This is a genomic window from Sphingorhabdus sp., from assembly GCF_041737645.1.
Taxonomy (GTDB): Bacteria; Pseudomonadota; Alphaproteobacteria; order Sphingomonadales; family Sphingomonadaceae; genus Sphingorhabdus_B.
In genome coordinates this window covers 20,308-40,690 of the sequence record NZ_JBGSRI010000051.1, presented here as the reverse complement: position 1 = coordinate 40,690, position 20,383 = coordinate 20,308, and the positions used below count along the sequence as shown (strand labels likewise).

Sequence of the window (20,383 nt, the reverse complement as noted above, 5' to 3'; positions counted from 1 at the left end):
CAGCCGTGCTTCCCTTGCTTTGGTAATGACGAGGCCGGGAGTTCAATCCTCCCCAGCAGCACCATAGCTTAACCCTTGGTGGAAATCCGCTTCCTACGGGAAGGCCATAAAGCAGCTTGCCGCGTGGGTCTGTCGTGGGTGGTGCTTTGGGGTTAGGATTGGGCACGATCTTCAAATCTGTCTGCAGGTAATTGTCAGGCACGATAGCGGATTAAAAGCCTCACAAATCCTGCACATTAACCGCTTACAGAAACCACCCAAAAGCGCATTCTGAAGTCCAAATCGACCAAATTGCGCGACCTTGCACGAGCGTTAAACTATTGAAAATCAGTGTTTTTGTGTCGAGCTGCAGCCAGTTACCGGCATTCCATTTCGGCGCTGCAGGGGCGGATCTGTGGTAGATCCGCCCGCAACTCAATGGTCAAAGCAGGAAGTCAGCACCGCTCAGGGTGAGTGTACCAGTCAGCGCAATTTCGAAATCGGCGATTCCGTCGCCTTCAACATCGCCGGCAACTATTGTGTTTGTGCCGTCGGCGTAAGTGCGAAGTTGCCCTGCGATATTGCCGAAGCCCGCGTCGCCGATAAAGCTGAACGCCTGATTATTGGCTTTGGTGGTATTTGCATCGATCAGGTTAAGCGCAATGCGGTCAATCCCCTGCTCGAAGTCGGTAATGACATCGCGCGTAGCTCCAACTCCTGTCTCGGCAAGGGCAGAGAATTGGAACCGGTCACCGTCGGCACCGCCCGTCATAATATCAAGGCCAAGGCCTCCCAATATGTTGTCTATGCCGTTACCGCCGCTGATCACATCATTGCCGGCAAAACCCTCCAGTCGGTTGTTGCCAGAGTTCCCGGTTAGGCGGTTATCAAGCGCATTGCCCGACAGACGGAAGTTGGCAGCACCGATTATTGTGCCATTTTCAACGTTGGCAGCCAGCGTCAACTGAATTGAACTGATTACGCTATCTGTACCCTCACCAGCATTTTCGGTGACAATATCAAAGACGTTATCGACATAATAGAAGTCATTTCCGGTACCACCGATCATCACGTCGCGATTGGTTCCGCCATCGAGGACATCGTCGCCACCGTTGCCGACGAGCGTGTCGCGATTGGCAAAACCGAAGATCGAGTCGTTGAAGGCGCCGCCGGTAAGTGTGTTGATCAACTGGTCTCCGGAGAGCGTTTCACCCACAAGAACCGTGTCCGCGCGTGCAGCCTGGTTCTGGATGCGCAGATCGCCCGACTGGCCGGTATCTGCAAGGTCGAACGCGGTTTCCGGGGTCGCGTAGCGTTCTTGGAAATATTCGGCAAAGGCCTGCTGTTCGCCGATTGCGTTGAGCGGCACATTAGCCGGAGCAGTGAAGTCGAGTGCTTCACTGACCGGTGCCGACAGCGTGCCGTCGTTCAGGATGTACCGGAAATTGTCCGCATTCGCCTTGACCAGATAACCATCACCTCCATTGGCTGTGAAGTTCAGCGCCACGGCAGTGATGAGCGCTGGCGCACCCGGCAGGATCACGCCATCATTCGCGATGGCGGCAATCTTGTTGCCATTCTCATCAACCAGCGCAACGTCACGGACGCGCTGCCCGGCGGGACGGGTTGCATCGTAAGAGAACTGAACGCCGCCGATCTGAATAAAGCCGCCATTGTTCGGTGCAAGCGCATTGGGCGAGTTGAGGATGTTCAGCAGCCCTTGCGGTGTTGTGTCAAAAACCATCAGCTTGTTGTCAAAGCGCAGAGCATTTTCGATGTCGAGCTGGCTGACTTCGCCACCCACGTCAGGTGCAACCTTGGTAACCGTGCCGTCGGGGTTGTTGATGATGGTGCCAATCTGAGCACGGATACCGCCGCCATTTTTAATAGAGACGATGGGAATATCCGATGCGAACCCAAGCGCATCGCGAGCCGCATCGGCGTTGGCGTCGGCCGAGACATTGCCGAGGTTGGTTTCTTGGTTGCGAACCTGAATGCGTTCACCTTCAAGATACACGTTGCTGTAACCGAAGATATTTCCGTCCTTGGCAATAATCACGTCATTGACTGCATCGGTCAGCAGCGCAACATTGCCGCCGCGCGTACCGGCAGCAAACGCGGTGTCGGAAAGGTCACCGTCCAGATCGCCCCAGGCTGCGGCAACATTTCCGGCTGTCGAGGCATAGGCACCGTTAATCGAAACATTGTCAGTCAGGCTGGCGAGAATGATTTCACCATTGTTGTCGAAATCAACGACCAAGCGACCGAGATAGGTATATTCATTGTCGGTATTGACGATTACCGTCGTCTTGCCGTCAGCACCTGCTGTAATAATCGGATAAGTATCGGCAAAGTCTGCGGCGTGGCCCGGGAAGGCTACAGCGACGTCATCGGCATCACCCAGACGGGTGTTGGAGCCCGCCGCAAGGATGATATCAACCCCGGTAAGCAGCGGCGCCAGTTGCATCTCAAACGTTATCTGCTGGAGATGGCTGAGCAGGACAATCTTGTTCACGCCTTGCGCGATCAAATCATTGATCACTGGTTGCAACTGAGCCGCAAGCAGGGCCATGTTGTTGGTTTCGCCATTAGCGCCTGTTCCGAAAGGAAAGCCGAGGATTTCGGCACCTGTTGGCGAAGAGATCGATTCGAGTATCTGTGTCGTCACACCGACCAGACCGATTTTTTCGCCACCTTCGTTGATTACCGCAGAAGGTGCGATGCGCGCCTTGAGATCCTGAGCCTCTTCATTGTCGAGAATGCCCGTGCCAACGGTTTGCGTGAATCGTGCGTTGAGCGGGTCAGCTGGAAAACCGGCCGGTGCCAGAACAAGGTTCGCCGAGATCGACGCATATTGTGCGCCCGAGAAACCGCCACCTGTCAATGAAGAGAGATAGACGTTCGAACCGAGATCCCATTCATGGTTGCCGATGCCGGTGGCTTCGACCCCGATAAGGTTGTGGATCGCGGTATCGACCACGCCCGGTGCCGCGCCACTAGCGCCGATTGTCGAACCGGTCAGCGCGTTGAGGATCGAGACAATCGAAGGGTCGGTGCCAGCGGCAAGGAAGGGTCCTGGCAAGAATGTATCACCACCTGCCAGCGTGATCGAGTTGGCAAATTCATCTTCGAACTTGTCGACAAGTGCCGCGAGAAAAGGCGCTGTCGTGGGGGCAAGTGTCCCGGCTTCACCATCGGAGAGATGAAGCAATTGCAGCCTGTAGCCCTCGGCAGCACCGCTGATCGACAGGTTGATTTCTGCCGTGTCGATCAATCCGTGTGCGTCAGCCACCTGATAGGTGAAGCTTTCAACAACGGTTTGACCATTATTGAGCGCTTGCGTCGCCGCCCGTGTATTGTCCAGCGTATAGCTGTAGGTGCCTGACGCGTTCATGGTCAGCTGGCCGTAGGTCCCGTTAACCGTGGTTGATCCAGCAAAGCCGGTAACAGCGCTGCCAGCGGCTTCGTTTCCAGCCCGCAAGCCATTGACGATGAGCGTTTCACCAAGGCCAAGCGCCAGATCCGCATCATTATCGTTGGCAAGAACATTGCCTGCCGCCGTCGAGTCGCCATCTTCAGCAAGCGCGTCGCCGCTGTTGTTGTCATTCCCGCCGATCGGCGCATCATTGACCGCATCTGCCGCCGCAACATTGACGCCGTTGAAGCGCAATATTTCGACCTGTTGGAGAATATCCGTGCCGTCATCGCCGTTGAGGATATCCAAATCACTGACCGACGAACCGCCGCCGGTGACGGAATAGCCTACCCATTCACCGCTATAGACAGACGTATCGGTGCCCGTTCCGCCGTCTATAGTGTCGTTGCCGCCATTGCCACGAATGCTGTCATTGCCGCCGCGACCATTCCAGCTTTCGGCATCGACGCCGCCGATGATCGTATCATCGCCTTCGCTCTGCGTCTGGATCGAATAGAGCGTTACGGTGTTGCTGATTTCCTGCGCGCTCAGCAACAACGCCTGACCGGTTGGGCTGTCTGCGGCGGATACAAATGCGCTTGTCTCGGGGCCGAGGTCCGCACCGGTTTGCGGCTTGTAGGAGACGAACGATGCGTTCGCGGGATCGGTAACGTCATAGACCATATAGCCGCCGACACGCTCAAGCCCGACAAAGGCGTATACGCGGCCATTGACTTCGCCAATGCTGACGCCTTCGGGCTCCGGTCCCTTGTCGTCCGAACGACTGTCAAAGCCAGTTGTGCTTTGGTTGGAGTTGAACGACGCCGGGAAAAGCGCGGCAGTAATTGCTTCAAACTCACCACCGGTCTCGCGTACCTTGGTAATACTGCCGTCTGCTTCCTGCCGGAAGATCGAAATGCTGCGTCCGCCCAGTGTGTAAATCTGATCGAAATCGCCGTCGCCATCGGTATCGCCAATATTGGTCAATACGTTTAACCGGCCGATAGCATCATTGTCTTTCAGCGCAGCTGCGTTTGGATAAGCGGTCGGATCGAGCACATAGGTCGCCGAGTTCAGGCGCACCGAGTCGGTTATGCCGGTACCGACGCGCGAGTCGCCCTCGTTAGCGGTTATGAAATATGTCACGCCACCAACAGTGTAGCTAGCGATGGCGTCGGGCTGCGGGAGGCCAAGGACATCATAATTCTGGATGTCGATCAATCCAGCTGTTCCGGCGCCATCCTGGTCACTTCCGTCAAAAGCGTTGCCAGGAAGCGAGCGATCGATCGCCCCGAGTGGCTGAATGGACAAAGGAGCGACGGCAGCAGGGTTGGTGAGGTCGATCACCGCTACGGCGTTGACTTCCTGCAACGTGACGTAAGCGCGGGTGCCATCGGGCGAGATGCTGATATATTCTGGCTCGATATCGCCAGATGCCGTCTGTCCTGCAAGCAACGCAAGCCCCTGTGCCTTCAGTAGTGCTTCGGAACCGTTCAGCGAAGCAAAGGAGATCGTGTTGATAACCGTTGCCGCTGCCGCACCGCCGGACATGTCGATGATGCTGACCGACCCGACCGGGTTGTTGGTCAAGCTGATCGCCTCGCCTTCGTTGGCAACGAGCAATTTCGAGCCATCGGGTGAGAAGGTCAGGTGATCCGGCAGGATGCCGACTTGTATTGTCTTTATCAAGCTGTTGTCTGCCGAGTTGAACAGCGCCACATAGCCCGACTGGTCCGCATTAACATTCTGATAGGCGATCGCAATAACGCCGGCATTAACGGCAACGCTGTTGACGTCCCCATATTCGATAAGTCCCGAAAGTGCGATCGGGGCTTCGGCGACAAGTACACCCTCGGCTGTTACTCTCGTCACTTCAATGGTGTCTGCGTTGGTGTTGGTTGAGTAAGCCTTGCCATTTTTGAAGGCTATGCTCTCGGCACCCGGCGAAACCGCGGCGGCGATCGAACCCAGACGCACGAGCACGACATCGTTGGTTGCGACGGGCGTAGTTACGCTGCCCTGAAGCGATGCGGCTTCTTCATAAACTTTGATGCCGCCAATCACGGTGAAGTTGGGCGCGGCAAGGTTCAGCGCAAGGACGCTGGGGTCGTGATCCGACGCACTGCTGTTGGTGAAGGCAAACTCGGTATTGGCGTGAACGATATCGAACTGAGCGATGCTCGCGACATTGCTCGAAACGTAGATCTGGTCGAGTTCCTGCGCATTGCCATCGAAGATAAACGAGTAACGTTCTTCGGCGGTGAGCGTCAGCGACATGGCCGAGAGGCCCACACCGGTGAGCGGAGCGAGCGATTCCTCGTTGGTGAACTCGTTGAGATCGCCGAGCACGACGGTCTTCGTTCCCGGTGCAAGGCCCGCGATATAATCGGCGACATTCTGCGCCTGATCGAGACGTTGCTGCGCAGAACCGTTCAGCGAAGGCTGGCTGGCGCCATAAAGCGGGGTCGAGCCCCCCTTCGAGCTGAAATGGTTGTTGATCAGCGTGATTGCCTGATCGTTGAATTCGAAGGTAGCGACCAATGGTGGACGCGAACCGGCAAAGGCGGTTGAGGCGCCCGTCGTGGTCCCTACCGAACCGATGTCGAGCGATACCCGCGACGCATCGTAAAGATAGGCATTGCGGATGTTGCCACCAGGCTCGCCGCCATTGGTGTTGTTGGTGATGAAGGTGTTGTCGATAAAGCTGTAGGTCGGGCCGCCTGCGGCCACGATAGCATCGACCAAAGTCTGCAGCGTGACGTTTGCCGACACGACACCGTCATTGGCCGAGCCGCTGTTGTCCTGGACTTCCTGCAAGGCGATGATGTCGGGTGCCTGCAGATTATTGACGATCTGGTTGGCAATATTGGTGAAGCGCCCATCGGCGACGTCGGTGTCGCCATCCGAATCGTTCGGGTCGAGGTTCAGCACATTGTAGCTGGCAATGGTCAGCGTGTCTGCCGTTCCGACCAATGCCGTCGTTTCCTTGGTCAGCGTTGATGCGGTGGCGACGGTTATCGCGCTGGTCGGCACGACTTCGTAATTGCCGAAATTGTAGCTCAGCACGCCGGTGATATCGTTCAGCACCGCGCCGACATCGACGAGCGGGGTACCACCGGGGGTGATGGTCGAATCGGCGTCGATCTGAATGCGCTCCGGATTATAATCCGAACCGGGGCCGGTGTTGGTGACCAGCAGGCCGTCGCCGACGCTGCCTTGGGTAACGATCGTGCCGCGCGCCGACAGGTTGGTTGCATTGGCACCATTGTCGGCAACGGTGTAGATTTCGCCGAATGAGTTGGTGTTCGAAACCGCACGCGGGGTCGGAACGGTCACGCGCATGCCCTCCATGCTCTCGAAATAATCCATACCGTCGGTGACAGGATCGAAGCTTCCAAAATTATCGTCCTCGATCACTTCGGTCGGCGCCATCCGGCCGCCTGCGCCAAGCACGATTGCCGATGGCAGTGCGTTGCCGGTGCTCAACACGGCGATGCCGGTCGGGCCGGTCAGCTGGGTCGTCGACAGATTGCCGGTGCTTGCGCCGCCTGGTATAAATTCGCTGACGGTGCCGGTAATGTTGATTTCATTGCCAACCACGATTGCCGCTGAAGGCGCGCTGCTGGTGAACACGAAGATTGCTTCCGACGTTGCGATGTTCGCGTCGGCATTGGCGTCCTTGTCCTGAAGGTAGAAGCCGTTGCTGTCGACCGCGGTGACGATGCCCGTGGTAGAAACGACCTGGCCAAGCAGCGGCGAGATGTGCGCTGCGCCCTGGATATCGTGGATACGCGTGACTGAGATATCGTCGTTGAGGATCGTTCCAACGCCGCTGTCATCGTCCCGAACTGCAGTACCTACGGTATTTACGATATTCGACAAGAATACAGTGAAGGATTCGTTCGGTTCCGAAGTAATATCGCCGTTGATCGTAACAGAGATCGTCTGGCTCGCCGCGCCGCCGACGGTGAAAAAGAGGGTGCCGCTGGTCGATACGAAGTCGCTGCCCGCGGTCGCTGTCCCGTCGTTGAGGGTAGCAAAGTCAACGCTGAACTCTCCGTTGGTGTCGCTGCGCGTGACTGTAAAGACCGCTTGGACCGTTCCTGCATTTCCTTCGGTGATAGTAACATCGCCGATCGAAACCTGCGTGTCACCGCCAACACCGATGAACGTCTGGCCATTGTTGATCGCGCCTGGCGTGTCGTTGAGATCAATGGTCCAGGTGAAGTCGCTCGCCTGCGAACCCGTTCCGGTCAGCGAAAGCGACGCACCCAACGGAGTCGAGCTGTTTTCGGCAACCGAGATGTTCGTGCTTGTCATGCCTGCCGCCGGGCCGTTGGCAGCGGTTACCGCGCCTTCGTAGCTCAGGAACTGGATGACGTTGCCCAGATTGTCGACCAAAGCGAAACCATCATTGCCGCCATTTTGCAGTCCGTCGACCGGAAGCAAAATGCTTACCACGCCGAAACCGTTGCCCAGATTGCCTATCGTCCCCGAAAGCAAGGTCGAACCCGGCGAGGTATAAACCACCCCTGCGCCTGGCGTGTTACCGTTGTAGCGCACGATCGACCAGCCGGTCAGATCGGTTCCAGCGGGGCCGGCAATCTCGATGAACTCGCCTGCATCGGTTCCGACATTGTCATAATGAAATTCGTTGATGAATACGTTCATAGCGCTTCAGCGTCCTCTTGGCTGGATGTTGCCCGGGCATGGGCGGAGAATGAATTACAACAAGGCAAATCGGCCCGAGAGCTTACGGAAATGGGGAAGCGGGGCCGCTTGGAATCATGGTTAACAAAGTGGAGTGACAAAATTAAACGTTTTAATGGCGATTATTTTGACGGTTTTATTATAGTTGTGTGGCACCCGGGATGGATCGATCACCGACAGTGTTCGGGGGGCCGATCAAGCAGGGCTGGGCCTATCTGAGGCGCCAAATTTATGGATATGAAATCGACGATGAAGGCAGATCGCACGCATTTTTGCGGCGCACAGTCCAAACTGGTGCTGGTGATGCAAAAAGCGATCGAAAAGCAGATTGGAACCGAGTTCACAGACCAACACTTCTAACCCAACCCAAGATTCGAGACGGGAGACGCTGAAGTTGGCCAAACTCCAACGCTCGGCCGCTTTCGGGCCTGCTAAATTCAGGTCGAATGTCGACAAACAGGTGGAAGGCGACGGGCGTGTCTTGGCTAAGTTATGGAAAAACCTGCCATCGTCTACGAAACCGATTGTCAAATTTTGATAAAAGCCGACACAACGAATTCTAGTCAGAGGCGTGGTTTGATGCCAAAAGGCGCACTGATACGGCCTTGCGCTATCATGCGCTCTTGCACGATAGAACGGAAAGAACAGCGTTGGCCTCACAACTTGAATTGCGCGCGCTCACCAAAAGCGTTCCTGGTGGTCGCGTGTTGTTTCGCAATCTCTCGTTGAGCGTTGCGGCAGGCGAACTTGTCGCCATTGTAGGCGAGTCAGGGTCGGGCAAGTCGACGTTGCTCAACATCGCGGCGGGGCTTGATGTCTATGATGAAGGTCAGGTCCTGATTGGCGGCGAAGACCTGGCGTCGTTAGATGATCGCGGGCTCACCGATTTACGCCGCCGCCGTATCGGCTTTGTGTTTCAGGCGTTTCATATCCTCCCTTATCTTACGCTGCGCCGAAACGTAGCGTTGCCGCTCGCCCTTGCGGCCGGTGATAAGCGCGAGATCTTGGCGCGCGCCGATGCGATGCTTGATCTGGTCGGCCTTGGCAGCCGTGGCGATGATTATGCGCGCGATCTTTCGGGCGGGGAATTGCAACGGATTGCGATTGCGCGTGCACTGATCCATAGACCATCGTTGATCCTGGCCGACGAACCGACGGGCAATCTTGATACCGAAACCGCCACACGCATTTTGCAGTTGTTTGCCGATTCGACGCGAAATTCGGGATCAGCAGGTTTGCTGGTCACACATTCAGCGGCGGCAGCAGCCATTGCCGACCGGACGCTTGTTTTGACCGAGAGCGGACTGGCGCCCGCCAATGGCTAGCAGTTCGACCCGAGCACTTGTGTGGCTGATCGCTGGCGAGGCGCGCCAGCATCCCGGACGGATCGCTATTGCCGTGATTGCCATTGCCATAGGGGTGGCGCTGGGCTTTGCGGTGCATTTGATCAACGGGTCGGCACTCACGGCATTTGGCCAGGCAGTGAACACGGTGAACGGTTCCGCTGACCTTAAAATCGAAGCGGCCAGCCGCCTTGGCTTTGACGAAGCGCTATACGCGAGGGTTTTGAGGGTTGAAGGTATCGCCGATGCAAGCCCGGTTGTTGTACTTAAAGCAGTTGGCGCGCGCGGCGAGTCGTTCCCATTGCTCGGGTTGGATATCATCCGTGCGGCCGGGGTGACGCCCAGCCTCGTTGGTGCGTCGGCAACTGGGCCGGGTGGCGATGGCGATGAATTGTTTGCCAGTGACGCGCTGTTCCTGTCACGCGCTGCGCTTATCGCTGGAAAGTTGCGTATTGGTGACCGTGTGCCGGTCAATGCCAATGGGCGGGTTCAGCAGATGGTCGTGCGCGGCCTCCTGCCGGGAATTGCAGAGGGGCGGCGCGTCGGCATGATCGACATTGCCGCCGCGCAGTGGCTGTTCGGGCGGCTTGGCAAAATTGACCGGATCGACCTCAAATTAACTCCCGATGCGCAGGCGAGCGACGTCCGTGCGCGCCTTATGCCACTGATCCCGACAGGTGCAGTTGTCAGCGACGAGAATGACGACGCGCAACAAAGCGATGGACTCTCGCGCGCTTACCGCGTCAACCTGACGATGCTCGCGCTGGTTGCGCTGTTTACGGGCACGTTTCTCGTTTATTCGACACAATCGCTTTCGGTCACCCGACGCTTGCAAAGTTTCGCATTGCTCCGCACGCTTGGGCTGCAACGCGGCGGGATTGTAGCATTGGTGACGACCGAAGGCGCGCTTGCCGGGCTGATCGGGGCCACGTTTGGTTTGCTCATAGGCTATGGCATTGCGGCGGGTGCGCTCGATATCCTTGGCGGCGACCTTGGGGGCGGGATTTTCGACGATGCACCGCCCGCACTCATCTTTGCGCCTCTCGCAGGTGCCGGGTTTTTTGCGCTGGGTGTTGTCGCGGCGGTCTTGGGTAGTCTGATACCGGCGTTGCAAGGCGCACGCGCCGCCCCTGCCGTCGCGCTTAAGAATGCGGGGGATAGCGTTGATCCCCGTGATCCCCTGGCGGGGTGGTTGCCGCTCACATTGCTAATCGCAGGGCTTGGTGCCGCGTTTCTGCCTGCTGTTGGACGGCTGCCGCTATTCGGCTACCTCTCGGTTGCGCTTTTACTCGCTGCGGGCATCACAGCCATGCCGTGGCTTGCGCGCTTACTCCTTGCGCCTTTGGCGCGCGCGTCGCACCGCAATGTGCCGGTTGATTTGGCGATCCAACATCTTCACGGCGCGCCAGGTGCCGCCGCCACCGCGCTATGCGGTATCGTGGCGAGTACGGCCTTGATGATGGCGATGGCGGTTATGGTGACGAGTTTTCGCGGCGCGGTTGATGAATGGCTTGGCGACATTTTGTCGGGTGATCTTTATGTCCGATCGGAACCCGGCTGGGGCGGGTTTGATCAAGCGGCGCAAGCCCGGCTGCAGGCGATCCCCGGTATCAAATCAGTCTTGTTCAATCGGCAGGTACCAATTGTACTCGATCCCAGCAAGCCACCGATGAGCCTGATCGCGCGTCCGGTAGACGCAGGCGATGCGAGGCTCGAATTGCTTGGGAAGGCTATTGCGCCGCCGCCTGGCACTGTCGCGGTCTGGCTCTCCGAACCTGCAGCGCGTATTCTTGCGAGCAAACCCGGTGATGCGATCAGTTTGCCGATTGGCCAAAACGCCCGCTTTGCGGTAGCGGGCATCTGGCGCGATTATTCACAGCAGCAAGGCGCGATAGTGATTGACGCCAAGGATTATAGCCGGCTGACCGGTGACAGCGTGCGCGATGATGCAACGGTGCTGCTCAAACCTGGCGCGGATATGGCGGATGTTCAGCGGGCGATAAGAGCCGCAGCACCGCCGCCACTGAAGTCACGCCTGACAATGGCCGAACCAGCAAGCCTGCGCACCCTGGCGCTCTCGATTTTTGATCGCAGTTTTGCGATAACATATGTGCTTGAGGCGATTGCTATCATCGTAGGATTGGCTGGCGTTGCGACCACCGCTTCGGCGCAGGCCAGCGCACGAACACGAGAGTTTGGCATGCTGCGCCATATAGGCGTTGGTCGCGGCCAGATCGTCGCAATGCTCGGGATTGAGGGTGCCTTGCTTGGCGCGGTCGGCGGGTTGGTCGGCGTGACGCTTGGCGTCGCAATCAGCCAAGTGTTGATTCATGTGATCAATCCGCAATCGTTCAACTGGACGATGACGACGCGGCTGCCAGTGACGTTGATGCTGTCGGTCATTACTGCGTTAGTTGTAGCCTCGGCGATCACAGCGATGCTCGCCGGGCGACGGGCTGTGTCAATGGATGCGGTTCGAGCGGTGAGGGCCGATTGGTGATCCGCGCGGCATCACTCATCATAGCCGTTTGGGCGCTCACAAGCGCCAGTATCGCGCAGACGCCGGGATTTTCCTATCCAGACGTCAAAACCGGCCGCGCTTTCGCGTTTCCAGCCGATCACGGCTCACATCCAGATTTTCGCACTGAATGGTGGTATGTGACGGGAACAGTCAAAACCGCGAAGGGAAAGGATTTGGGGTTCCAGATCACCTTTTTTCGCACGCGGCCGCGTGTTGACCCACGCAACCCCAGCAAGTTTGCCGCACGACAAGTCCTCTTTGCTCACGCCGCTGTTTCTGATCCTGCCATTGGTAAACTCCTGCATGATCAGCGCGCGGCGCGCGGCGGTTTTGGCATTGCGGAGGCAAAGATTGGTGACGCCGATGTTCACATCAAGGATTGGCGCTTCGCCAGGCTGGCCGATGGTCGCTTTTCTGCACGGATTGTCGCGCGAGGATTTGCGCTTAAGCTGATGTTTACGCCAACGCAGCAACCGCTTCTGCAAGGCGAAGGGGGCTACAGCCGCAAGGGTCCCGAACCTACATCGGCCAGTTATTATTATTCGCTGCCTCAGTTGGAGACGGCGGGAACGATTACGCGCGGCAATTCAACCGAGACTGTTACAGGGCGGAGTTGGCTCGACCGTGAATGGTCGTCGCGCTATCTCGGCGGGGCGGCAATCGGCTGGGACTGGACGGGGCTTAACTTCGACGATGGGGCTGCGTTGATGGCGTTCCGCATTCGCGGCGCAAATGGCCGCAGCGTCTGGGCCGGCGGCACATTCCGCCGCGCAAACGGGACGACGGTGACCCTCAAACCCGGTGATGTAGTCTTTACTCCAACGCGAACATGGCGATCAAAGCGCACTGGAGCTGCCTATCCGGTGGCGCAAATTCTGACGATTAAATTGCCCGAGGGTCAAAAACGCCTGACGCTCACGCCGATGTTTGCTGATCAGGAACTTGATGCGCGATCAAGCGGTTTGCCGGTTTACTGGGAAGGGTTAGTGCGGACTGAAGGTGGTCGGGGTTATCTCGAACTCACAGGCTATGCCGCACCACTTGCCATGTGATGTGTTTCATTTGCGCTCTGTCGCAGTTCGCGGTTTGCGCCTGAGCATTCCCATCATGTCCTCTAAATCCAAGCATATGCCGCAAAGCAGACCGTCTGTTGTCGGTCGGGGTGCACCATCAATTGCCTAACGCAAGCCGGTGAATGGACGGCAGTCAATGCACAACGAGTTCCTTCAAACGAACGTCCGCAATGTTAGTGGGGATGGTCATGCCAATGAGCTCGATAGCTACCCCCGAATAATGCCTGGTGTCCGATGGTCCGCAGCTGCTCTTCGCCTTAAGCCCTAAGGAAGTTTATCAGGTCAAGCTAAGCAACGCGGCGCATTTTTGCCTTATATTCTCAGCGCCAATTCGGCACAGCCAGATCGAAAAGTTTTTGTGCGGCTAGGACAGCCGTAGGTGCATTAGGTGCCGTTGCATCTGCTCCCATCGCCGATGCCATCGCGGGATTTTCTGTAAACATTGGGCCACCAACCATGATCCCGATCGCCTCATTTTGCGACTCTTTACGAATCTCAACGATGATTGATTTAAGTGCCTCTAATTGGCGATCTGAACCCGCGGTCAAGCCGATTACAGCAAACCAGTGGTGACTAACGGCGTTTACAATGTCATCCGCATTGCCCGAATACTCAGCATCAACTTGCCAGCCTGCAGCAGACAATAACCTCTCGATCATCGAGGCGCCGAACGAATGCTGGTTACCCGGCGTCGTTGCCATCAGCACGCGGCGTCTCGTTCCGAGTTCCGGCAGGGCATAAGTCTCGTTGAAGATGGCGAGTAGTTTCTGAAGGCGCCCGACTCCAATTGTGACGTCGATAAAATCACATTCGTCGTTGTCCCACATCTCGCCTAGATGACGGGCTGTCGGCTCAAGCAACTCTATATATAAAGTTTCCATGGACAGTCCGCGATCACGCATAATTGTTACATAGGTGGCGGCGGCTTCTAGATCGTCGCCCAGAACAATGTGGGCAAGCGCGTCAATTTCCGCGCTGCTTGGCCTCAGGGCATCAATCAACGATTCAACAGGGGGTGCGTCTGGCACCACCTCTGTATGAAGACGCATCAGTCGCGGGACGATCTCGTTTGAAACAAAACGGGCAAGGTCAGACTGGCGAATAGCGATATCGTGACGCCGAGAAATTTCGGGCGATATAAAATGCTTTTCGAAGTGTTGGAGGGTATGGCGGTCGACAACCTGTAAATGTAACGCATTCCCCATCTGGCCCATTACGCTCCCCTAACTTTGTCATTAGTTTTGGTTATGTGGTTATATCAGCATATCAGAAAGAGGGAGTCCATAGTTCTTTAAATAGATTCGTCTTTTTCTACCGACAGGCCAAAGAGCCTTGTCACCGGTGGCGAAATTCGCCAACTTGTCTCGTGGTCGAAATCACTTACCAAACTGCGCCCGGCGCTTCGTCCAATCCGCGCGTGCCGATGTCGCGACGATCAATGGTTGTCGCCGGCCTTTCGACCGTTGTTGAATGGTATGATTTCACACTGTATCTCTATTTTTCAACAGTGCTGGCGCGCGTATTCTTCGGAACTGGCCCACAGTCGATGACGGAAACGCTCGGCGGCTTTGCGATCGCTTACCTGATGCGGCCAGTTGGAGCTCTGGTTTTTGGTCATTTTGGTGACCGGCTGGGTCGGCGGTTAACAATGCTGGGTTCGATGGCTTTGATGACCGTAGCGATGCTCGCAACCGCTATGCTGCCGACTTATGCTCAGATTGGCCCACTTGCCGGCGTGCTGCTGATCGCGCTGCGCTGTTTGATGTCGTTTTCGGTTGGCGGCGAATATACCGGCGTCGTCGCTTACCTGATGGAAGGTGCGAAGGACAGCCGGCGCGGACTGATCACCAGCTGTGCATCGGCAGCAAGCGAGATCGGCGCGCTGCTGGCGGCCGGTGCAGCGGCGCTGACCGTTTGGGCTGTGCCCGAAGACGCACTTGTATCATGGGGATGGCGCCTGCCCTTCCTGTTCGGCGCAGCGCTCGCCGGCCTGGTCCTGATTACACGCGCGACACTCGAAGAAACGCCGGAATTCCTGCGACAACGGGATGCCGGCACGGTGCCTGAAAAACCGATCCGGCAGACCCTCTCGCGACACCGTAGCGCTATTGGACGCGGCTTTGCGATCTCTGCGCTGGGTTCAATAACTTATTATGTCGGCATTACCTATGTACCGGCGTTCCTTGATGCCACTGGCACTATGCCGGAGACGCGCGCGCTATCGATCTCGGTCCTTGCAGCGCTGACGGTTATCCTTGTAACCCCGGTAATAGGGCTTGCGTCCGACCTTTATGGTCGTCGCCCCATCCTGCTGGTTTTGGCACTTGGCGGCATAATGCTGCCAACAGGCATGTTTGCGGTGATGGGGGGTGGCGGAGCTGCGACATGGGCTGGAGCAATAGTTTTGGCTGCACTCGGCGGAGCTGTTAGCGCGGTCGGCGCCGTCACGACTGCCGAGCAATTTCCCGGCGAAGGCAGACTCAGCGGCCTCGCATTGGGCGCGACAACTGCAACTGCGATATTCGGTGGTCTCACGCCTTTGGTTGCACATCTGCTGGTGACGAACAGTGGATGGGCCGCTGCACCCGGCGCAATGATAGCGTTTGTCGCTTTATGTGTTATCATGGTCTTTTGGTATATGCCTGAGACGGCGCCAGCGTGCGCCAGACCTAAAAACCTCGTTTGAACTGGCTGAGCGGCCGCAATGTTAGCGTGCTCGGACAGCATTGACCGTGAAGGACCGAAGGTGCCGCAAAGGAAGCCCAGGCGCTGTCGGCTGTGGCTCAATGATAGGTCATGAAGGCGAGTCGTGCCGACAAGGCGTGAGTAATTTTCGAGTCTACTCGCGCTAGCTTTTCGAATCCATTGTCAGGCTGCGGCGCTAACGTTAAGCTTCGCGAGGACTTGATGACACGAACGGGGCTGGACTCGTCTTCGCCAAAAAAATGTAACCGGGGACGCCGATGCAACGAATGAGCGTGAGACGATTGCACGTTTTACGAAAGATGATTCATGGCCAAATATATTGCTATCATTGCCGCTGCTGCACTTGGATGTGCAGTCGCATTCCATCCTGCTCAAGGCTTTGCCAAAACCGAGCCGGTTTACACCGGAACATTCAGCAATGTCGCGGTATCGGGTTATGACCCCGTCGCCTATTTCACCAATGGAAAGCCGGTTAAAGGCAGCACAGCCTATAAGATTAGCCACAAGGGTGCCGAATATCTTTTCGCCAATGCCGGCAATCTTGCAAAGTTCAAGGCCAATCCGTCAGCCTACGCCCCCCAATATGGCGGCTATTGCGCGTGGGCCGTCAGCCAAGGATACACCGCATCGGGCGATCCTACCGTCTGGAAAATTGTGAACGGCAAGTTGTACCTCAATTACAATCGTGAGGTCGGTAACACTTGGGGTAAGAACATTCCGGGCCACATTCGCTCTGCCAACACCAATTGGCCGAAACTTCTCGCGAAATAAGCGGACTTAAGACGGCAAAGATTGGCCCGATCGAAGTTGAATAAATGGCGGAGCCGGCTTGATCCAAACCATCGGTATAAAAATTGTCCATCAGGGACCAAAACCGGATTTCGCGGGTTTGGCATATCGTCGGAACAGTTCGATGATACGAAAAGGAGATTTTCGATGGGTGAATTTGTTGACAAGATGAAGGGTGCCACCAATGAAGCGATTGGCAAGACCAAGGTTGCCGTAGGCAAGAGCACAGAACATCCTGAAATGGTTACCAAGGGCCTCGCCCAAGAAGCCAAGGGCAAGGCGCAAAGCAAGATCGGAACGGTCAAAGGCAAGCTTGGCGACCGGTTCTAATTCCATCCATTGCATCTTTTGCTCAGGAGTTTTCCTATGTTTACCCTCCCCAAACTTCCTTATGCAGAGGAAGCACTTGAACCGCATATTTCGGCAGAAACCGTGGCGTTACATCATGGCAAACACCACAAGGGCTATATTGACACGCTCAACAAATTGCTTGTGGGCGATGCGTTAGCGGACCTGCCTCTAAAAGACGTCATTCACCAATCCCATGGTCTTGCGGCCCGCCAAACCATCTTCAATAATGCGGCGCAAAGCTGGAACCATGATTTCTTCTGGAAGTCGATGAAGCCAGATGGCGGCGGAGCGCCGACCGGCGATATCAAGATGCTGATCGAACGGGAAATTGGCGATGACGCGGCTTTTCGTTCCGCATTCAGCGAAGCGGCGGCCAAGCATTTCGGTTCTGGCTGGGTGTGGCTGGTCGCGACAGACGGCGCAGTCGGTATAGTCACGACCCATGATGCGGAACTCCCGGCGCTGAACGTGCAGACGCCATTATTGTGCTGCGACCTTTGGGAGCACGCTTATTATCTCGACTATCAAAACCGGCGCGCCGATTTTGTCACGGCGTTTCTCGACCAGCTGCTCAATTGGGACTTTGCCAACGCCAATCTTGCCGCGGCGGCATCCGCAATGAACGAAGAAACGCCGACGGATGTGGAACCAAATGCGGCCCCGTTCGTTATTGTCGCATCATGAATCAGGAGAAGTGAAATGAATTTGATCATCATGCTCATCGTTGGCGGTATCCTCGGATGGTTGGCGTCCATGATTATGCGGACAGATGGACAGCAGGGAATTCTGCTGAATGTCGTGGTCGGCGTAGTTGGCGCTGTACTGGCAGGCTATCTGTTGACACCATTCCTTGGCGGTGCGCCAATCACATCGGGCGCATTTGACATAAAGTCACTCGCCGTCTCGCTACTCGGCGCGGTTGTACTGCCTGGGGTCGTCAATCTGGTGCAGCGCGGTTCGGTTCGCTGACACCAAGTACAATCCTTAGCGGCACCGTCATCACACTGATCGGAAATTTAATTGATCGTCCTGGTGCGCGGTGCATCCAACCCCAAAGGAGCTGACATGTTAACAACGAAAACAGCTAAAGATAAAGTGGTCGCGATCAAGGCAGCTGCTGTCAAGCAGATGAGCCATGTTACCACCAATGAGAAAATTGCCAGCGCCGCCGTGCTCGGTGTTGCAGTAGGCGCCGCGGCGACTGCAATTGGTTCTTCCCTCCTTCATCGCAGCACGTCGGATCAAGCCCCGAAAGCTGTCAAAACCGCGACCAATGCGGCTTCGAAAAAGGATTGAAAAACAGATAGGTGAAACATTCGAGCGCCTATCCGGATTTCAAAGACGGCGTGGTTTGCTTGCAAACCACGCCGTCAGTTTGTCCTCGGCCTTGATCTTGGAAACACTATTGCGCTGATTTTTGTCGGTGCAATGATGCTGCTCGCAGGCGGGTTGATCGAATTCCTCGCCGAAATCCAGATCGCCATTGGAGGGCGACGTTTGCATAACGAACATATACGTAAGCCAGATGTTTATTGGTCAACATCCAACAAAAGGACCATATCGGTGCACAAATTTCTCACAGTTTTGCCACTTATCGTGTTGGTCGCCGCCTGTTCTGACAATGAAAATTTTGAAGACAAAGGGCGTCAGGCGGACGCAGAACAGGCCCAGATTGAAGCCAATGCGAGGATTGCTCGTGAAAAAGCACAGGGCGTACAGCGCGAAGTGCGAGCGGACTTGAAAAAGGTCGATAATGCCGTTGAAGCGGCAGACGCAGAGCTCAAAAAATAGCTATGCGTCCGACGCAAATCCACCGCCTGCCTGTTCGTGCAAAAGCGGATATGCCAGCTTTATAACTGTCCCGTTTCCAGGCGTCGAAACGACGCTGAGTACGCCGCCGAGCTGTTGCGCAAAGGCCTCCATCAATTGACCTCCCATAGACGCTGTCTTTTGCGTGACATCAAATCCGCTGCCGTCATCTGTAACAGATAATGTTGCCTGTTCGTCTATCACCATGAACTGGACGACTATCCTGCCGTTTTGGCCAGAAGGAAAGCCGTGCCGATACGCGTTTGTGACCGCTTCGACAGCAAGCAAAGTTAGGGGAACAGCGTTGTTGATGGGGACGGTTTGTGACGCCGCTTCGCACACCAGCTGTACATTGCTCTGACCCCTGTGCAAGGCGCGCAACTGCACACAGAGCGCGTTTAACAAGCTGGCGATATTGACATTGCCATGATCGCTATCGTGGCTTTCTTCATAGAGCAACCGGTGAATCTGCGCGAGCCCGCCGATCCGTGCGCGGGTCTGGTTTAGCGCCTCTCGCGCGGCGGGGTCGCTGATCTTTCCTGCTTGTAGATTGAGCAGGCTGCTGACGATTTGTAGATTGTTCTTCACCCGGTGATGAATGTCATGCGTCAAGGCTGTCTTGGCATCAAGCGCTGCCTGTAATTCATGGTCGCGGGTTTCGATGGCACGGGCCATGCTATGCAGATCGGCACTGAGCAACCCAAGCTCGCGTGGGGCGCGCTCATATTTTTCTGCATTCCCGGCAAAGTCGCCTTTTGCAAATTGCGAGGCAAGCGTGCGGAGCGACTCCAGCCATTGAAGGACCAGACGCGTGGTGCCAAACCAGATCGCCAGACACGCGATCAGCAGGGCCGCAATCGGCAGGAGCAGGCTGATACGAACTTGTTTAACCGCTGTTGCCAACAAATGCTTGGTCGGCTCGGCATAGACAACGAAAAGCTTGTTATCATAAAGCGGAGCCACCGCGTACATCCAGGCAACACCATCTCTCGCAATCGCGTCGGCTACTTTTGCGTCTCCAAAAGCAACGTTGAATTGTGGTAGCTGTCTTTTCTCACTTGTAAGGACGACGGTTCCCTGTTCGTCGACGATGGCGACCGCGGCATCGGCATCCAGTTCCGATGCAGCCATTGATCGCTCCAGCCATGAAGCGTCGATTGCGACGGTCATCGCACCATCATTAGTGCCATCTTTAACCTGGATTGGCTGCATTCCGACAAGAATACGCCGCTTTAAAATTCGCCCATTTACGGGCGCACTAACTGTGAAACCCTGTGCCTTGATACCGCGCTGCCACCATGCCTCATTGGCGAAGGAGATTGCTGGATCAAACGGCAAAGCCGAACATTGGACGCGACCCATTGCGTCGGAGCGCGCCACATTAGGAATTGCGGCGATGTTGCCAAGCCCTGCCTTCAGCGCAGCGCTGCATCCTGCATTTCCAGACAGCACCGCCTGATCCTTGCTAAGTGTCAACAGCACTTGCTTGCTGATCACCAGCGGATCACGCTCGCGTGCGGCCGTTGCTAATGCGCTAGTCACCAATCTATTGCCGATGAGGGTGCGCGAATAGTTCAAGGTCGAAAGCGCCTGCACGATACTTAACGAACCGATCGGCAAAAGTGCCGCGATGACGATCAGAACCAGACCATTACGCAAGGTGACCGGTCGCATCGAACGCTTTCCC

General features: G+C 56.3%; 14 protein-coding genes. 11 read left to right on the top strand and 3 right to left on the bottom strand.

Annotation, left to right across the window (positions count from 1 at the left end; all coding sequences use genetic code 11):
- Nucleotides 1–421: 421 nt before the first annotated feature.
- Complete coding sequence (locus ACEW72_RS09245; protein WP_373476094.1) at nucleotides 422–8,065, bottom strand: choice-of-anchor I family protein; 7,644 nt, start codon at nucleotides 8,063–8,065, stop codon at nucleotides 422–424.
- A 270-nt stretch (nucleotides 8,066–8,335) separates the two neighbouring features.
- Between ACEW72_RS09245 and ACEW72_RS09240 the strand changes: the two genes are divergently transcribed.
- The 4 genes from ACEW72_RS09240 to ACEW72_RS09225 all read left to right on the top strand — a co-directional run bounded on the left by ACEW72_RS09240 (nucleotide 8,336) and on the right by ACEW72_RS09225 (nucleotide 13,020).
- Nucleotides 8,336–8,464: a hypothetical protein gene (locus tag ACEW72_RS09240; RefSeq protein ID WP_373476093.1), complete on the top strand. Its 129-nt coding sequence runs from the start codon at nucleotides 8,336–8,338 to the stop codon at nucleotides 8,462–8,464.
- 290 nt (nucleotides 8,465–8,754) lie between these two features.
- On the top strand, nucleotides 8,755–9,429 hold the full coding sequence (locus tag ACEW72_RS09235) for an ABC transporter ATP-binding protein (RefSeq protein ID WP_373476092.1): 675 nt from the start codon (nucleotides 8,755–8,757) through the stop codon (nucleotides 9,427–9,429).
- Nucleotides 9,422–11,947: an FtsX-like permease family protein gene (locus ACEW72_RS09230; RefSeq protein WP_373476091.1), complete on the top strand. Its 2,526-nt coding sequence runs from the start codon at nucleotides 9,422–9,424 to the stop codon at nucleotides 11,945–11,947. The genes ACEW72_RS09235 and ACEW72_RS09230 overlap by 8 nt, the downstream gene beginning before the upstream one ends.
- A complete protein-coding gene (locus tag ACEW72_RS09225; protein ID WP_373476090.1) occupies nucleotides 11,944–13,020 on the top strand; it encodes a lipocalin-like domain-containing protein in 1,077 nt (358 codons plus the stop codon). Before ACEW72_RS09230 ends, ACEW72_RS09225 begins: the two co-directional genes overlap by 4 nt.
- A 341-nt stretch (nucleotides 13,021–13,361) precedes the next feature.
- Here ACEW72_RS09225 and ACEW72_RS09220 read toward each other — a convergent pair whose 3' ends face one another.
- Nucleotides 13,362–14,255 (bottom strand): B12-binding domain-containing protein, encoded by an 894-nt coding sequence (locus tag ACEW72_RS09220; RefSeq protein ID WP_373476089.1) that lies wholly within the window; start codon nucleotides 14,253–14,255, stop codon nucleotides 13,362–13,364.
- A gap of 209 nt (nucleotides 14,256–14,464) precedes the next feature.
- Between ACEW72_RS09220 and ACEW72_RS09215 the strand changes: the two genes are divergently transcribed.
- The 7 genes from ACEW72_RS09215 (at nucleotide 14,465) to ACEW72_RS09185 (ending at nucleotide 18,678) form a co-directional block, all read left to right on the top strand.
- A complete protein-coding gene (locus ACEW72_RS09215; protein WP_373476111.1) occupies nucleotides 14,465–15,727 on the top strand; it encodes an MFS transporter in 1,263 nt (420 codons plus the stop codon).
- Nucleotides 15,728–16,053: 326 nt separating this feature from the next.
- A complete protein-coding gene (locus ACEW72_RS09210; protein ID WP_373476088.1) occupies nucleotides 16,054–16,518 on the top strand; it encodes a YHS domain-containing (seleno)protein in 465 nt (154 codons plus the stop codon).
- A 165-nt stretch (nucleotides 16,519–16,683) separates the two neighbouring features.
- Entirely contained in the window at nucleotides 16,684–16,866 is a 183-nt protein-coding gene (locus ACEW72_RS09205; RefSeq protein ID WP_373476087.1) for a CsbD family protein, read from the top strand.
- 36 nt (nucleotides 16,867–16,902) lie between these two features.
- Nucleotides 16,903–17,571, top strand: a complete 669-nt coding sequence (locus ACEW72_RS09200) for a superoxide dismutase (protein WP_373476086.1) — start codon at nucleotides 16,903–16,905, stop codon at nucleotides 17,569–17,571.
- Nucleotides 17,572–17,586: 15 nt separating this feature from the next.
- A complete protein-coding gene (locus ACEW72_RS09195) occupies nucleotides 17,587–17,856 on the top strand; it encodes a GlsB/YeaQ/YmgE family stress response membrane protein (protein ID WP_373476085.1) in 270 nt (89 codons plus the stop codon).
- Between the two features lie 96 nt (nucleotides 17,857–17,952).
- Complete coding sequence (locus tag ACEW72_RS09190; RefSeq protein ID WP_373476084.1) at nucleotides 17,953–18,183, top strand: hypothetical protein; 231 nt, start codon at nucleotides 17,953–17,955, stop codon at nucleotides 18,181–18,183.
- Nucleotides 18,184–18,315: 132 nt separating this feature from the next.
- Entirely contained in the window at nucleotides 18,316–18,678 is a 363-nt protein-coding gene (locus ACEW72_RS09185) for a hypothetical protein (RefSeq protein ID WP_373476083.1), read from the top strand.
- On the opposite strand, the gene ACEW72_RS09180 is transcribed toward ACEW72_RS09185, so the two are convergent.
- Nucleotides 18,679–20,370, bottom strand: coding sequence for a sensor histidine kinase (locus tag ACEW72_RS09180; protein ID WP_373476082.1), 1,692 nt, complete (start codon nucleotides 20,368–20,370; stop codon nucleotides 18,679–18,681). It abuts the gene before it with no gap.
- Between the last annotated feature and the right edge of the window lie 13 nt (nucleotides 20,371–20,383).

What these genes read in the sequence shown, in the direction of transcription:
- ACEW72_RS09230 (WP_373476091.1), top strand. Translation starts at nt 9,422, where the DNA reads ATGGCTAGCAGTTCGACCCGAGCACTTGTGTGGCTGATCGCTGGCGAG.
- ACEW72_RS09195 (WP_373476085.1), top strand. Translation starts at nt 17,587, where the DNA reads ATGAATTTGATCATCATGCTCATCGTTGGCGGTATCCTCGGATGGTTG.
- ACEW72_RS09210 (WP_373476088.1), top strand. Translation starts at nt 16,054, where the DNA reads ATGGCCAAATATATTGCTATCATTGCCGCTGCTGCACTTGGATGTGCA.
- ACEW72_RS09220 (WP_373476089.1), bottom strand. Translation starts at nt 14,255, where the DNA reads ATGGGCCAGATGGGGAATGCGTTACATTTACAGGTTGTCGACCGCCAT.
- ACEW72_RS09215 (WP_373476111.1), top strand. Translation starts at nt 14,465, where the DNA reads ATGTCGCGACGATCAATGGTTGTCGCCGGCCTTTCGACCGTTGTTGAA.
- ACEW72_RS09180 (WP_373476082.1), bottom strand. Translation starts at nt 20,370, where the DNA reads ATGCGACCGGTCACCTTGCGTAATGGTCTGGTTCTGATCGTCATCGCG.
- ACEW72_RS09205 (WP_373476087.1), top strand. Translation starts at nt 16,684, where the DNA reads ATGGGTGAATTTGTTGACAAGATGAAGGGTGCCACCAATGAAGCGATT.
- ACEW72_RS09185 (WP_373476083.1), top strand. Translation starts at nt 18,316, where the DNA reads ATGATGCTGCTCGCAGGCGGGTTGATCGAATTCCTCGCCGAAATCCAG.
- ACEW72_RS09240 (WP_373476093.1), top strand. Translation starts at nt 8,336, where the DNA reads ATGGATATGAAATCGACGATGAAGGCAGATCGCACGCATTTTTGCGGC.
- ACEW72_RS09190 (WP_373476084.1), top strand. Translation starts at nt 17,953, where the DNA reads ATGTTAACAACGAAAACAGCTAAAGATAAAGTGGTCGCGATCAAGGCA.
- ACEW72_RS09200 (WP_373476086.1), top strand. Translation starts at nt 16,903, where the DNA reads ATGTTTACCCTCCCCAAACTTCCTTATGCAGAGGAAGCACTTGAACCG.
- ACEW72_RS09245 (WP_373476094.1), bottom strand. Translation starts at nt 8,065, where the DNA reads ATGAACGTATTCATCAACGAATTTCATTATGACAATGTCGGAACCGAT.